Source organism: Aeromonas sp. ASNIH7, from assembly GCF_002903485.1.
GTDB classification, from domain to species: Bacteria; Pseudomonadota; Gammaproteobacteria; order Enterobacterales; family Aeromonadaceae; genus Aeromonas; species Aeromonas caviae.
The window spans coordinates 4340223-4355606 of sequence record NZ_CP026226.1 but is presented as its reverse complement, the minus strand read 5'-3'; the positions used below and the strand labels follow the sequence as shown (position 1 = coordinate 4355606).

At 65.0% G+C, this 15384-nt stretch carries 10 protein-coding genes and 1 pseudogene; 8 read left to right on the top strand and 3 right to left on the bottom strand.

Annotated elements, in window-relative coordinates; all coding sequences use genetic code 11:
* Positions 1-23: 23 nt before the first annotated feature.
* Positions 24-1535 carry a CoA-acylating methylmalonate-semialdehyde dehydrogenase gene (locus C2U47_RS20365; RefSeq protein WP_010674594.1) on the bottom strand — a complete coding sequence of 504 codons (1512 nt, stop codon included), beginning with the start codon at positions 1533-1535 and terminating at the stop codon, positions 24-26.
* A 257-nt stretch (positions 1536-1792) separates the two neighbouring features.
* On the opposite strand from C2U47_RS20365, the gene C2U47_RS20360 reads away from it, so the two are divergent.
* The 8 genes and pseudogenes from C2U47_RS20360 (at position 1793) to C2U47_RS20325 (ending at position 13794) form a co-directional block, all read left to right on the top strand.
* Positions 1793-2941: an isovaleryl-CoA dehydrogenase gene (locus tag C2U47_RS20360; protein WP_010674593.1), complete on the top strand. Its 1149-nt coding sequence runs from the start codon at positions 1793-1795 to the stop codon at positions 2939-2941.
* The gene (locus C2U47_RS20355; RefSeq protein WP_010674592.1) at positions 2938-4554 is read left to right on the top strand and encodes a carboxyl transferase domain-containing protein; all 1617 of its coding nucleotides are present in this window, start codon (positions 2938-2940) and stop codon (positions 4552-4554) included. The genes C2U47_RS20360 and C2U47_RS20355 overlap by 4 nt, the downstream gene beginning before the upstream one ends.
* Positions 4555-4563: 9 nt before the next feature.
* A complete protein-coding gene (locus C2U47_RS20350; protein ID WP_010674591.1) occupies positions 4564-5412 on the top strand; it encodes an enoyl-CoA hydratase-related protein in 849 nt (282 codons plus the stop codon).
* Positions 5413-5521: 109 nt separating this feature from the next.
* On the top strand, positions 5522-7486 hold the full coding sequence (locus C2U47_RS20345; RefSeq protein ID WP_010674589.1) for an acetyl/propionyl/methylcrotonyl-CoA carboxylase subunit alpha: 1965 nt from the start codon (positions 5522-5524) through the stop codon (positions 7484-7486).
* Positions 7483-8454, top strand: a complete 972-nt coding sequence (locus C2U47_RS20340) for a hydroxymethylglutaryl-CoA lyase (RefSeq protein ID WP_010674588.1) — start codon at positions 7483-7485, stop codon at positions 8452-8454. The genes C2U47_RS20345 and C2U47_RS20340 overlap by 4 nt, the downstream gene beginning before the upstream one ends.
* Before the next feature lie 54 nt (positions 8455-8508).
* Positions 8509-8922 carry a MerR family transcriptional regulator gene (locus C2U47_RS20335; protein WP_010674587.1) on the top strand — a complete coding sequence of 138 codons (414 nt, stop codon included), beginning with the start codon at positions 8509-8511 and terminating at the stop codon, positions 8920-8922.
* Positions 8923-9193: 271 nt separating this feature from the next.
* Positions 9194-12099, top strand: a pseudogene (locus tag C2U47_RS20330) (DUF748 domain-containing protein).
* Positions 12100-13197: 1098 nt separating this feature from the next.
* On the top strand, positions 13198-13794 hold the full coding sequence (locus C2U47_RS20325) for an acetate uptake transporter (RefSeq protein ID WP_029314465.1): 597 nt from the start codon (positions 13198-13200) through the stop codon (positions 13792-13794).
* Positions 13795-13874: 80 nt separating this feature from the next.
* Here the strand turns inward: C2U47_RS20325 and C2U47_RS20320 are convergent, their stop codons facing one another.
* A complete protein-coding gene (locus C2U47_RS20320) occupies positions 13875-14684 on the bottom strand; it encodes a zinc-dependent peptidase (protein ID WP_029314463.1) in 810 nt (269 codons plus the stop codon).
* Positions 14685-14702: 18 nt separating this feature from the next.
* Positions 14703-15116 (bottom strand): GNAT family N-acetyltransferase, encoded by a 414-nt coding sequence (locus C2U47_RS20315; RefSeq protein ID WP_029314462.1) that lies wholly within the window; start codon positions 15114-15116, stop codon positions 14703-14705.
* Positions 15117-15384: the final 268 nt, after the last annotated feature.

The window sequence follows — 15384 nt, the reverse complement described above, 5'->3', positions numbered from 1 at the left end:
GGCAAAGTGGGCAACCCCTGCCGTCAGCGCAGCTGAATGGTCATATTGGGGCCGCTGGGAATGTCTTCGTCGAACCAGCGCTCCGTCACCGTCTTGGTCTCGGTGTAAAAACGCACCGCCTGCTTGCCGTAGGCGTGCAGATCCCCGTAGAAGGAGCCGCGCCAGCCGGTAAAGGAGAAGAACGGCAGCGGCACCGGGATGGGCACGTTGATCCCCACCTGGCCCACCGCCACCTCGTGGCGAAACTTGCGGGCGGCGGCGCCACAGCCGGTGAAGAGGGAGGTGCCGTTGCCATAGGGGTTGGCGTTGATGAGGGCAAGCGCCTCATCCAGGCTCCCCACCTCGAGGCAGGCCAGCACGGGCCCGAAGATCTCCTCCTTGTAGATGCGCATCTCGGGGGTCACGCCGCGAAACAGGGTCGGCCCCACCCAGTTGCCCACCGGGTAGCCGGGGACGTCGCAAAAACGGCCGTCCAGCAGGCACTCGGCTCCCTCGGCAATCCCCGCCTCGATAAGCCCCTCCACCCTGACTTTCGCCTCCGGGCTGATGAGGGGGCCGTAGGCGGCCTCGGGATCGTGCCAGACACCGGGTTTCACCTTGGCGAACTCGGCGGCGAGCTCGGGGATCCACTCCCTGGCGCTCCCCACGAACACCGCCACGCTGATGGCCATGCAGCGCTGACCGGCGGCGCCGACTCCGGCTCCCACCAAGTTGCCGAGCACCTGCGCCTTGTTGGCATCCGGCATGATCACCATGTGATTCTTGGCGCCGACAAAACACTGGGCGCGCTTGAGCTGCGACGTGGCGCTGCGATAGACGTGGCCGCCGACCCGGGCCGAGCCCACGAAACTGACTGCCTTGACATCGGGATGGGCCAGCAGCGCATCCACCTGCTCGGCGCCGCCGTGCACCACCGACAGAATGCCCCTGGGGGCCCCCGCCTCGGTAAACAGCTCGGCCAGGCGCATGGGGGTGAGGGGATCCTGCTCGGAGGGCTTGAGCACAAAGCCGTTGCCGCAGGCCACCGCCAGCGGGAACATCCACAGCGGTATCATGGCTGGGAAGTTGAACGGCGTGATGCCGACGCAGACCCCGAGGGGCTGCACCCAGGAGTGGCCATCCACCCGGCGCGCCACGTTGCCCATGGTCTCCCCCAGGGTCTGACTGGCAATACCGCAGGCCTGCTCCACCACCTCGATGCCGCGCCACACATCCCCCTTGGCATCCGCCAGGTTCTTGCCGGTTTCCTGGGCCAGCAGGGTCGCCAGCTCGTCGTGATGCACTTTCAACAGATGCTGGTAGTTGAACATGACCCGGGCCCGCTCGGGGGCCGGCACCTCCCGCCACAGCAGGTAGGCGTCGTGGGCGGCGCGCACCGCCAGCTCAATTTCCGCAGAGGTAGCTTTCGGCACACGCGCCAGCAGATGCTGGTCCGCCGGGTCGGTCACCTCTATCCACTCGTCGCTTGCGGACGGACACGCCTCGCCACCGATGTAGAGCGGCAGATCCCCGTACTGGGTGTGATGCTGGCTCATGCCCCCCTCCTAGCCCGTTGGCTGGCGATGGCAGGCCACTGCAGGCCGGCCACATCCATGTTGCTGTTGCACATCCTGTTCACTCCTTGCGCTCCTCTGCCCGGGTAGCCCCTTGCGGCGGGCTGCCATCGAATTTACCTTAGACTAACAATCAATTTACGTTTACGCTAACGTAAACTTGAATCACGAATGGACTGACCAATCATCACCCTGATGGCAGGGGAAATCGGCAGTCCACTGCACCAAGGAGAGCACGGATGCATGCCCTGATGGATGAAACCCTCCAGGCCCTGACCGAACAGGTCGAGGCTTTCTGCCAGAAAGTGATCGCACCGCGCGCCAGCGAGATCGATCAGAGCAACGCTTTTCCCCGGGATCTCTGGCCCCGCATGGGTGAGCTGGGGCTGCACGGCATCACGGTGGCGGAGGAGTATGACGGGGTGAACCTCGGCTATCTGGCCCATGTGCTGGTGATGGAGCAGGTGAGCCGCGCCAGCGCCTCGGTCGGCCTCTCCTACGGCGCTCACTCCAACCTCTGCATCAACCAGATCCACCGCCACGGCACCCCTGATCAGAAGGCGAAATATCTGCCCTCCCTCGTCAGCGGCAAACACGTGGGGGCGCTGGCCATGAGCGAGCCGGGTGCCGGCTCCGATGTGGTGAGCATGCGCCTCACCGCGGTGCGCGAGGGGGATCACTTCGTGCTGAACGGCAACAAGATGTGGATCACAAACGGGCCCGATGCCGACACCTTCGTCATCTATGCCAAGACCGATGCCGCTGCAGGGCCCAAAGGTATTTCCGCCTTTATCGTCGAGGCGGGAACTCCCGGTTTTTCCACCGCCCAGAAGCTCGACAAGCTCGGCATGCGCGGATCCAGTACCTGCGAGCTGGTGTTCGACAACTGCCGGGTGCCGCAGGAGAACCTGCTGGGTCCCCTGCACGGCGGGGTCAAGGTACTGATGAGCGGGCTCGACTACGAGCGGGTGGTGCTGGCAGCAGGCCCCCTTGGCATCATGCAGGCCTGCATGGACGTGGTGCTTCCCTATGTGCGCGAGCGCAAGCAGTTCGGCCAGGCCATCGGCGAGTTCCAGCTGGTGCAGGGCAAGCTCGCCGACATGTATACCCGTCTCGCCAGCAGCCGGGCGCTGGTCTATTCGGTGGCGAGCGCCTGCGATCAGGGCCGCACCAGCCGCAAGGATTGCGCCGCCGCCATCCTGTTTGCCGCCGAAAATGCCACCCAGATGGCCCTCGATGCCATCCAGCTGCTCGGCGGCAACGGCTACATCAACGAATACCCCACAGGCCGCCTGCTGCGGGACGCCAAACTCTACGAAATCGGCGCCGGCACCTCGGAGATCCGCCGCTGGCTCATCGGCCGCGAGCTGATGGGGGATAATGCATGAGCAGGATCCACTCCCGTCTCGACACCGCGAGCCCCGACTATGAGGCCAATCGTGCCGCCATGCAGGCACTGGTCGACGATCTCAATGCCCGCCTGGAGGAGATAGCCTTGGGCGGCGGTGCTGCCAACAAGGCCCGCCACCAGGCCCGTGGCAAGCTGCTGCCCCGGGAGCGCATCGACCAGCTGCTGGACCCGGGTTCCCCCTTTCTCGAACTGTCGGCGCTGGCTGGCTGGCAGGTCTATGACGAACCGGTGCCCGCTGCCGGCATCCTCACCGGCATCGGACGGGTCTCGGGGCGCCTGTGCATGCTGGTGGTGAATGACGCCACCGTGAAGGGCGGCACCTACTACCCCCTCACGGTGAAAAAGCACCTGCGCGCCCAGGCCATTGCCGAGCGACTGCGCCTCCCATGCCTCTATCTGGTGGATTCCGGCGGTGCCTTCCTGCCCATGCAGGACGAGGTGTTCCCCGACCGGGAGCATTTTGGCCGCATCTTCTACAACCAGGCTCGCATGTCGGCCCAGAGCATCCCCCAGCTGGCGGTGGTGATGGGACTCTGTACCGCCGGGGGTGCCTACGTGCCCGCCATGGCGGACGAGTCGATCATGGTCAGGGAACAGGCCACCCTCTTTCTGGCGGGCCCGCCCCTGGTCAAGGCCGCCACCGGTGAGGAGATCAGCGCAGAAGCCTTGGGCGGCGCCGAGGTGCACTGCGTCCACTCCGGGGTGGCGGATCACATGGCCAGGGACGATGCCCATGCCCTGGCCATCACCCGCACCCTGGTAAGCAACCTGGGTGACAACCAGACGGCGGCGTCACCCGCCCCATCCGCTCCCTCCTATGATGAGCCGCACTACCCCATCGAGGAGCTCTACGGCCTGGTGGGCACCAGTCTCAAGCGCCCCTATGACGCACGAGAATTGATCGCCCGACTAGTGGATGGCTCTGTGTTTGACGAATTCAAGGCGTTGTTCGGCACTACCTTGGTGACGGGTTTTTCCCGCATTGAGGGCATGCAGGTGGGGATCCTCGCCAACAACGGCGTGCTGCACAGCGACAGCGCCCAGAAGGGGGCCCACTTCATCCAGCTCTGCAACCAGCGGGGGATCCCGCTGCTGTTTCTGCAAAACATCACCGGCTTTATGGTGGGGAGTACGGCGGAGAAAGAGGGGATCGCCAAGCACGGCGCCAAGCTGGTGACCGCCGTGGCCTGCAGCCGGGTGCCCAAGATCACTCTGATCGTCGGCGGCAGCTTCGGTGCCGGCAACTACGGCATGTGCGGGCGCGCCTATGAACCGGATTTTCTCTTCAGCTGGCCCAACAGCCGCATCTCCGTCATGGGGGGCGAGCAGGCGGCCGGGGTGCTGGTGCAGGTGCGCCGGGACAAGCTGGCCGCCGAGGGCAAGACTCTGGGCGAGCCGGAGGCGGCCGCCATTCGCGCCCCGGTGATCGCGCAGTACGAGCGCCAGGGTCACCCCTATTACGCCAGTGCTCGCCTGTGGGATGACGGCGTCATCGACCCGGCCCAGAGCCGCACCGTGCTCGCCCTGGCGCTGGCGGCCTGCCAGGGGGCCGAGCCGGGCCCCGGGCAGTACGGCATCTTCCGGATGTAAGGAGTTCATATGTCAGACCCGCTCTTCAACGATCCCCTTGCCCATTTTCGCCTGGAGCGCCACGGCCCGGTGATCGAGCTGGTGCTCGCCCGCCCGGCCCGTCACAACGCCCTCGATGCCGACCTGATGCAAGGGCTGCTCGACTGCCTCGACGAGCTGACCCACGGCCAGCCCCTCGCCGACCGCCCCCACGTGCTGCTGCTGCGCGCCGAGGGGCCGCATTTTTGCGCGGGCGCCGATCTCGAGTGGATGCGCAAGATGGCAGGGGAAGCGTTCGACCCCCGCGCCTTTGACAAGAATCGCGAGGACGCCCGGGTGCTGGCCCACCTGATGCAGGCACTGGACGAGCTGCCCTTCCCCACGGTAGCCCTGGTGCAGGGGGCCGCCTACGGCGGCGCCTTAGGCCTTGTCTGCGCCTGCGACATCGTGCTGGCCAGCGAAAATGCCCGCTTCTGCCTCTCCGAGGTGACCCTGGGACTGGTGCCTGCGGTGATCAGCCCCTACGTGGTGCGCGCCATGGGGATGCGCCAGGCCCGCCGCTACATGCTGAGCGCAGAGCCTTTCGATGCCATCACCGCCTGCCGACTCAACGTGGTGCACAGGCTCAGCCAGCCTGATCAGTTGCTGGCGGAGGGACGCGCCATGGCCCTGCGGTTGTGTCGCAACGGCCCCCAGGCGATGAAGGAGACCAAGCGGCTGCTGGCCGCCCTCGAAGGGCGCCCAGGCCACCAGCACGAAGAGCAGACCGTCGAGACCATCGCCCGGGTACGGGTCGGTCTCGAGGCCCAGGAGGGGATCCAGGCCTTCTTCGACAAACGCCCCCCAACCTGGCGCCCCCGTTTCAAGGACGAAGCATGACTCAATACCACCTCATCAAGCACCTGCTGATCGCCAACTGTGGTCAATATAACGGGAGTGTGGATCAACACGCTTCGCACTTGTGCGCCTTGAACAACAGGGAGGCAGCATGACCCATCACACTCCCATCAAGCGCCTGCTGATCGCCAATCGCGGTGAAATCGCCGTGCGCATCATCAAGACAGCACGGCGCCTCGGCATTCACACCATCGCCCTCTACTCGGACGCCGATGCCCGCGCCATGCACGTGCGCGAAGCCGACGAAGCCTGGCATCTGGGGCCGGCCCCCGCCCGGGAGAGCTACCTCGACACCGGCAAGGTGCTCAAGATTGCCAAAGAAGCGAATGCCGACGCCATCCACCCGGGCTACGGTTTCCTCTCCGAGAACAGCGACTTTGCCACCGCCTGCGAGCAGCGGGGCGTGCGCTTTGTCGGCCCAAGCGGCGCCGCCATCCTCGCCATGGGGGACAAGTCGGGGGCCAAAGGGCTGATGCAGGCAGCCGGCGTCCCCGTGCTGCCCGGTTATCACGGCGCGGATCAGCATCCCGACTTTTTGCGCGATCAGGCGAGCCAGGTGGGCTTCCCGCTCCTTATCAAGGCGGCCAGCGGCGGCGGTGGCAAGGGGATGCGGCGGGTCGATCAGCTGGCCGACTTTGACGACGCCCTGGCGGCGGTCAAGCGGGAGGCGAGTGCCGCCTTTGGCGACGACCATGTGCTGCTGGAGCGCTATCTCCCCCGCGCCCGTCACGTGGAGGGGCAGGTCTTTGCCGATGCCCTTGGCAACGCCATCTATCTGGGGGATCGGGACTGCTCCTTGCAGCGCCGCCACCAGAAGGTGATCGAGGAGGCCCCCGCCCCCGACATCTCCCCTGCCCTGCGCCGCGCCATGGGCGAGGCGGCCGTGGCGGCGGCCAAGGCCATCGCCTATCGGGGGGCGGGCACCATCGAGTTTTTGCTCTGCGGGGAGGAGTTCTTCTTCATGGAGATGAACACCCGGTTGCAGGTGGAGCACCCGGTTACCGAGGCCATCACAGGCCAGGATCTGGTGGCCTGGCAGCTGGCGGTGGCCGAGGGCAAACCGCTGCCCCTCACCCAGGAACAGGTGGTGCTGCGTGGCCACGCGGTGGAGGCGCGCCTCTACGCCGAAGACGTGGCCGCCGGTTTTCTGCCAGCGAGCGGCCCCATCCACTGGCTCACCTGGCCCAAGGGGGTGCGCATCGACACCGGCGTCACCGCTGGCGATGAGGTGAGCCCCTATTACGACCCCATGATCGCCAAGCTCGTCGCCCACGCACCGAGCCGCAGCGAAGCCTTTGCCACCCTGGCCGATGCCCTGGCAGCCCTGGATCTCGGCCCTCTGGTGCACAACGGCCCGCTCCTGCAGCGCCTGTGCGAAGCGCCAGAGGTGCTGGCGATGCGCCACCACACCCAGTGGCCCATTCCCACCGACACCCTGCCCGTTCCTGCGCTCGCCTGGCCCCTCGCCACCCTCTGGCTCGCCACTTGCGAGCGCGATGCCTCCCCCTGGCAGCAGGCCGCAGGCTTTCGGCTGGGCCCCACCCGCCGCTTTTGCGCCACGGTGCGCATCGGCGAGGAGACCCGCACTCTCACCCTCGCCGAGCGGGCAGGCAGCCTACTCTGGCAAGGCGAGCAGATCCCGTTTGAACTCGGGTCAGAACAGATCCGCCTGTGCCAGGGTGGACATTGGCAGCGCTATCCGGTGCAGCCCCTCGGCGAGGACGCCTATTTGCTGCACCTGGCGGGCAGGCGCATCCGCTTCTCGCTCGATGATCAGCATCATCAGCTCCACCATGATCACGACACGAGCCATGTCCCGGGCATCCTGGCCCCCATGCACGGCATCGTGGTGGCGCTGCAGGTCGAGGCCGGCCAGCCGGTCAGCAAGGGGCAACCCCTGCTGGTGCTGGAGGCAATGAAGATGGAGCACGTCCTCAAAGCTGACCGGGACGGGGTGATTGAGGCCCTGCAGTGCCGCCAGGGCGAACAGGTGAGCCAGGGCGCCGTGCTGGTGCGCTTTGCCGAGGACCATACCGCGCAGGAGGAGCGCTCATGAGCCACACGCACGAGAACCGGGACGACAAGGTCAGCCTGGTGGAGATGGGGCCGCGGGACGGCCTGCAAAATGAGACCGCCACCCTCTCCCTGGCGCAGCGGCTGGCGCTCATCGCCCACCTGGCCGAGAGCGGGTTGCAGCGCATCGAGGTGGGGGCCTTCGTGTCGCCCAAGAAGGTGCCGCAGATGGCGGATTCCGCCGCACTCTTTAATGCCCTGCCGCGCAGGGGGCCGACCCGCTATGGCGCCCTGGTGCCCAATCTGCAGGGTCTGCAGGCCGCCGTCGCCGCACGCGCCGACGAGATAGGTCTCTTCACCGCCTGCTCGGACGGCTTCACCCGAGCCAACATCGGCATCAGCGTGGAGGAGTCCCTGGTGCGCTTCGCTCCCCTGGTGCAGGAGGCGCGCAGCCTCGGCATCAAGGTGCGCGGCTACCTCTCCACCGTCATCGCCTGCCCGTTCGACGGCCCGACCCGCCCGAAACGGGTCGCCGCCCTTGCCGAGCGGCTGCTGGATCTGGGCTGCCATGAGATATCCCTCGGCGACACCATCGGCGTCGGCACCCCGGGCACCGTGGCTCCCATGCTGGATGCGGTGCTGCACGAGATCCCGGCGGGCCGGCTTGCGGTTCATTTTCACGACACCTACGGCCAGGGGCTGGCCAACCTGCTGCCGGCGCTCGAGCGCGGGATCCGCACCATCGACTGCTCGGTGGCCGGGCTCGGCGGCTGCCCCTATGCCCCCGGTGCCTCCGGCAATGTGGCGTCGGAAGAGGTGGTCTATCTGCTGCACGGCCTTGGCATGAGCACCGGCGTCGACCTCGACCAGCTGGCCGCCACCGGCCAGTGGGTGAGCGAGCTGCTGGGGCGCCCCAACGGCTCCCGGGTCGGCCAGGCCCTGCACGGGAGGGGGCGGCGCTTCGCACAAGAGCGTGAGCAGCGCCCCCCGGGAGGCCATCATGCATCATGAACCCGGCCCTTGCCGCGGGGCCAGGACCCCGCCAGCTCATCAGGAGGGCGCACCATGAGAGCCAGACACGCCAGTGGCAAGGAGAGGACCTACAGCATCTCGGAGCTGGCCCAGGAGTTCGACATCACCCCCCGCACCATCCGCTATTACGAGGACGAGGGGCTCATCACCCCGACCCGGGAGGGGCAGACCCGTATCTACAGCCACAAGGACAGGATCCGCCTGAAACTGACCCTGCGCGGCAAGCGCCTCGGGTTCAGCCTGGCGGAGATCCGCGAGCTGTTCGACATGTACGACACCGACCGCTCCAGCCGGATGCAGCTTCACTCCATGATCCAGCTCATCGAGGCCAGACGCCACTCCCTGCGCCAGCAACTGGAGGACATCCAGATGGTGATGGCCGAGCTCGATGCCGCCGAGCAGCGCTGCATCCACTCCCTCGGCGGCTTGAAAACCGACGGGGATTGACAGACTCTGGGGGTATCTCGCCCCCGGTATCCCGGTTTTCCAGTGGATATTCGCAGTGGCAGGCCCTGACCCGGCAACCCCCTTGTTCCCCACATCGCCCGTCACGGCATGCCGGACAGACTGGGCGGTTTGGGCAAGCGGCGAGGTGGGGCAAACGGGGGAAATCCGGCCTTGGTCGCACAATAATTCCCCAGCCCGGTCAGAGTGCGGCGCACCTCATGAGTCCTTCCCATGAACCGGGCACGATTAATTGCTACCATATGCGCATCAAATGGAGACCATCATGCTCAAGCCTCTGCCCGCTCGTCTGCTGCGCTATGCCCTCTATCTTCTCGCGCTCCTGCTCATCGGCATCACCATCCTGCTCTGGCAGGCGCCGACCCTCATCCAGCGCCATCTCCCCGGCTGGCTTGCCACCCATTACGGTCTGCACCTCTCCCTTGGCAAGATAGAGGTGGGGATCCGCTCCCCCTCCCTCGTGCTGGGGCCCAGCGCCCTGCTCGATGACAAGCAGCAAGCACTGGTGTCATTTGAAGAGCTGAAGCTCATTCCCGCCTTGAAAGCGAGCTGGCAGCAGCGCGCCCTGGTACTGGAAGAGGCCACCCTGACCGCCCCCAGGGCAGATCTGGTGCGCCTCGAGGATCTCAAGGGGGAGGCACGCTTCAACCTGACCGATGCACTGGCCTCCCTGCTCGCCCCTGCGCCGGAGCAAACACCGCCAGCTAGCGCCGAGCCCGTGCTGGTGACCATCGGCAAGCTGTCCGTCGAGCAGGGCCGGCTCAGCTACCGGGACAGCCGCAAGCAGAGCAGCCCGGGGTGGGTCCCGCCCCTCACCCTGGACAAGCTCGCCCTGCACCTGCCCGGCTTTTCCAGCGCAGAGGGGGTGCTCAACCCCTATCGCCTGAGCGCCACCGTCAACGAGAAGAGCCCCCTCAAGGCCGAAGGGGAATTCGACATGATGAGCGGCGCCGGCAAGGGCAACCTCAGCCTTGGCAAGGTGGCCATCGCCCCCTTCGCCCCCCTCTGGGCCCCCTATCTCAAGGCGACCCTCGCCAAAGGGGAGGCCAGCGCCGAGCTCGCCTATCGCCTCACCCAGGGCAAGCAGGGACTGGACTGGCAGTTGTCAAAGGGCAAGCTGACCCTGGCCAACTGGCAGCTCACACGCAACAAGGGGGAGGAATTTGCCCGCTTCAAGCAGTTGGCGCTGACCGGGATCCGCATCGATGGCAACAAGCAGCGCCTTGAGCTCGATGCCGCCACCCTCAAGAGCCCGGCCATCACCGCCGTCCTCGACCAACAGCAACAACTGGATCTCGCGGACCTGTTGATCCCCCAGAAGACCCCCAAGGGGGGCAAACAACCGGCCACCCCCGCCAAGCCCTGGCAATGGGCCCTCAAGCAGACCCGCATCGACCAGGGCAGCCTCACTCTGACCGAAGCCACCAGCGGCAAGCCCCTGAAACGGGCCATCTCCGCCCTCGCCCTCACCCTGGGGCCCCTTGGCAGCCAGACCGCCCAACCCAGCCCCCTCACCCTCAACGCAACCCTCGACACCAGGACGACGGTGGCGTTTGACGGCACCCTGGGGCTGACCCCCTTCACCCTGAACGGCGCCATCCGCCAGCAGGGGCTGCCGCTGACCCTGGCTCAACCCTACCTGCAGGATCTGCTGCGCATCAGCGTACGGGACGGCGAGCTTGCCAGCCGCACCAGGCTGGACCTGGCCACCGACCGCCAGGGGGCCATCAGCAAGCTGGAGATAAGCGGTGGACTCGAGGTCGCGGGGCTCAACGTGTTGGATCGGGCCGACAACCAGCGCCTGCTCCAGATAGAGAATCTGCAATTGAGCGGCCTGCACTATGATGGCCTGAGCCAGCAACTGCGCATCGCCGACATCCTGCTGAGCAAACCCTATGCCCGCATCGAGATCAACGAAGAGGGGATCACCAACGTGCAGCAACTGCTGCTGCCGCAACCCGCCGCGAACGCCAGGGAGAGCGCCCCCGCCCCGCACATCGTCATCGATCAGATCCGTACCGCCCAGGGCAACCTGCGCTTCGCCGATCGCAGCCTGAGCCCGGAGTTCGTGGTGGACATCGCCTCCCTCGACGGCCAGAGCCGCCATATCAGCAACACCCCGGGGCAGCGCTCCGAGCTCGCCTTCAACGGCAAGGTGGACCGCTACGCCCCCGTCACCATCCGGGGGGCGCCAACCTGCTCATCGAGGATCCCGTGCTGGATGTGGCCGTGGCCTTCAACAATCTGGAGCTCACCACCTTCACCCCCTACTCCAGCACCTATGCAGGCTATGCCATCGACAAGGGGCAGCTCTCCATGAAACTCAACTACAAGCTGCAGGGCAACCGGCTGGAGGGGGACAACGACATCACCATCAAGAAGCTGCAACTCGGGGAGAAGGTCAAGAGCGAGCAGGCCAAGGATCTGCCCCTCGGCCTCGCCATCGCCCTGCTGAGCGATTCGAACGGCGTCATCAAGATGAACCTCAAGGTGAAGGGCAATCTGGATCAGCCTGATTTCAGCCTGGGCAACATCTTCTGGGACGTGCTCGGCAATACCCTCGGCAAGGCCATCACCTCCCCCTTCTCCCTGCTTGCGTCCTTGACGGGGGGCACCAAGGATCTCGACGAGCTCCCCTTCCTACCTGGCGATCCCGCCCTGACCCCGACCCAGCAGACCAAGCTGACCACCCTCGCGCAGGCCCTCAAGGAGAGGCCCAAGCTCAGCATGAACATTCGCGGCAAGGTCAACTTCAACGAAGAGCGCCCCATCCTCCAGCGCCAGAAGCTTGAGCGGCTGCTGGCCAAGACCACCGGCAGCCCGGTGGATTTGACGCTGCTGGAGCAGGATCCCGCCATGCAATCCGCACTGGCAGAGGCCTATGAAGCTAAGTTCAACGAAGATCTCGGGGATCTGGCCGACCGGTTGCGACTCGATGAAGGGAGCGAGGCCCTGCGCGCCCAGGCGGTGCTCCTGCTACGGGATCAGCAGCTCATCACCGCCAAGTCCCTGCGAAACCTCGCCATGCGCCGCGCCCAGAACACCAAGGAGTATCTGGTGGATACCCAGGGCATCGCGCCGGAGCGCCTCTTCGTGCTCGACAGCCAGGTGAAGGAGACGGACAAGGAAGCCAAGGTGGTGCTGACCCTGGACAACTGATCCGGCGCCCGCCGGATGCCCCTCTTGTTTGCCCCGACGGCATATGGCCCAAGGGGCTCCCACCCCCGACCCCCACCGGATAACGCCTTCCTGGCCATTTAAGGTGCCCACCGCCCAGATACCCGTGCGGTGCCAGTTGCTCGACCCTTTCTCATCCCTTTCTTTCCCGCCGGAGCGAGCGGGCGGTGGCTGGTCCCGCGCTTTGCCCCTGCTGTTCCCTTTGTGCCTAGCGGCGGCGACATCATGGTGGAGCTGCCTTATCCCTGCTTGCCTCCCCTTCTCTAACCTCCCCCGACCCCTGCCATCAGGATTTATCTCTCGCTAGCCGTCTCGAAAGATCTCGTTATCCCGTTATCCCGTTATCCCGTTATCCCGTTATCCCGCATGTCGGCATGTCGGCATGTCGGCATGTCGGCATGTCAAAATAGATGGCCCGATTAGATATACAGTGTCTAATCGGGCCAATCCTGAACACCCTCTCGCGCACGCCAAAGGGCCAACCCCGCGCCCCCCTTCCATTTCGAAGCGTCTTTACTGGGCCCATGGCCCATCCCGCCTCTGGCTTTCTGACAAGGGCAGCCTCTGATCCTGCCCGTTAATCTTGCGCCCCTTTCGCCCGTGGCAGTCAACACAGCGCGCCTGCGGGTTTCTCAGGCGCCCCGCCCTTGTGTAGGGAACACGGTGGCGAGCGCGGGGTTGACGAGAAAATGGGGAGCGCAACGGACACTGCGATGGCAAGCGATACGGGAGGTCCATGCGCCACAAACAGGAGGGAAACACTCTGGTCTGATGGCATATGAACTCATTTTTCAATCAAACCGCCATGACGCGACCATCCGGGGCGCGTTTCCCTCACCAGTCCCAGTCACCATCGTCGTTGCCGACTTTCATGCCAAGTTGCCTTTTATACAAAATCGCAACGTTGAAAACGTTTTTCATTCACCACTCGTCTACCTGAATGGCACGAATGGTTGGCCACTTAAACTTTCGTGTTCTTTTTTTACCATTTCTGTGTGTCCCCCCCTTGCCCGGGACCCTGAGCCTGCCTAAAATCGCGCGTCTTTTATCAACCCCACCTCTATTGTTGGAGAACACCACGTGAGCGAAAAATTGGCCAACCCTGCCCCTCTGGGTCTGATGGGTTTCGGTATGACCACCATTCTGCTGAACATCCATAACGCAGGTTTCTTCCCCATCAGCGCCATGATCCTGGCCATGGGTCTGTGCTATGGCGGTCTGGCCCAGATCATCGCCGGCATCATGGAGTACAAGCGTGGCAACACCTTCGGTGTCACCGCCTTCATCTCCTACGGCACCTTCTGGTGGAGCCTGGTGTTCCTGCTGGTGATGCCGACCATGGGTCTGGCCGAGGCCACCCCGCACGCCTACATGGGCTGGTACCTGCTGATGTGGGGCATGTTCACCCTGTTCATGCTGATCGGGACCGTCAACTTCCCCCGCGTGAAGCAGTTCGTGTTCGCCTCCCTGACCGTGCTGTTCTTCCTGCTGGCTGCCCGTGACTTCACCGGCAGTACCCTGATCGGCACCATCGCCGGTTTCGAAGGCATCATCTGCGGCGCCAGCGCCATCTACCTGGCCATGGCCACCGTGATCAACGAGCAGTTCGGTCGCACCGTGCTGCCCATCGGCGAGCAGAAGAAAGCCGCTCCCGCCCAGCTCAAAGCCGCTGCCTAAGCACCCGGCGACATCGCTGTCACGAAAAAGGCACCCTCAGGGGTGCCTTTTGTGTTTCTGCCGCCCGGACGCAGTGCCGGTCAGCCCTGCGCTCCGGGATCTCCGGCCAGCAACCGGGTGGCCGGGTAGCGGGCAGCGGGATCCTGACCGTAGAAGCGGGCGAACTGGTCATAGACCGCAGGGTAGACGACACGCAGACGCAACGGATCGGTGAAGAAGCTCTCGCTGCACACCGCGAAGAATTCGGCGGGGTGCGAGGCGGCGTAGGGGTCTATCTCGGTCACCTCCTCTCTGGTCAACTGATCGTTCATCTCGTCAAACGCACCTTGCAGCGCCCGGGTCCATTGCTGGGGATCCATGCCCCGCGGCAGGGGCGGTGCACCGTCCGCATCCCCTCCCAGCATGTCGAGCTTGTGGGCAAGCTCATGGATCACCAGGTTGAATCCGTCCCAGTCCCCGTCCTGCTGCAATTCGCTCCAGGCCAGCACCAGTGGCCCCTGGGGCCAGGATTCACCGGCGTTCTCCTCTTCAAATTCGCTCACCAGCCCGAACTCGTCCTGCACCTCCTGACGACGGGTCACGGGCTCGGGGATGATGATCACCTCGTGGAAACCTCGATACCAATCGAACCCCAGGTGCAGGATGGGCAGCACTGCCTGCAGGGCCAGCACCCCCTGCTGGCGGGGCGTCAGTTCCACCCCGATCTGGGTGAGGGTCTTGCGCGAGAGAAAATGGCGCGCCAGCTCCATCAGCCTCTGCGCCTCTTCTTCTTCAAGCCCCTGCAAGATGGGCACCGCCGCCAGCGCCTCGCGCCACTCCTGCTCTTCTGGGAGACGAGGCTCCCGGGGAGATGCACCACCCAATACCTCTTTCAACCTGGACCAGAACACACAGACTCCTCTTGCCAATCAGACAGCTTTCACAAAACGTTTCGGACGCTCGCAATACCCTTGCGCCAGATAAAATCGGTGCGCCCCTTCGCGCTTGAGGCTGCTGGAGAGCTCCAGCTGGCCGCACCCCAGAGCTGCCGCCCGCTGCTCTGCCGCCGCCAGCAGCAGGGCCCCGATGCCCCCGCCCCTTGCACCCTCATCGACAACCAGCGCCGAGATCAGGCCCCAGGCTGGTGCAAGGTGCATGGGTTGCAAGTGGTGCCACACCAGCACCCCCACCGGGATCCCCTCGCACAGGGCTACCAGTACCTCCCGCGCCGGATCGGGCTGGGCCAGCCTGGCGCTGACCGCCCCGTCAGGGTTGGGGTAGCCCAACTGGGCAAACAACCCCGTCAATCCGGCCCCATCCGCCTCCCCGGCGAGGCGAATGATGTATCTGTTTTCCCTTGTTGCCACTCCTGGCCTCCTATTTGCATTACCTCAATCAGCCCTCTGGGCATGGCAAAGCGGCAGATGATGGGTATGTACCGAATCTTGTCCAGTTCCATTCACCATTTGTTAATGTCAATTCACAAATTAACAAAGCCACAACACTTTTCACTAGGAAGGCCCTGAACAAACCGATATGTTAAATCCCGCGGACTAACCAGTCGAAAGTCCCGCACAATCCTGAGTGACCCCCTTGGTCACCGCATATTTC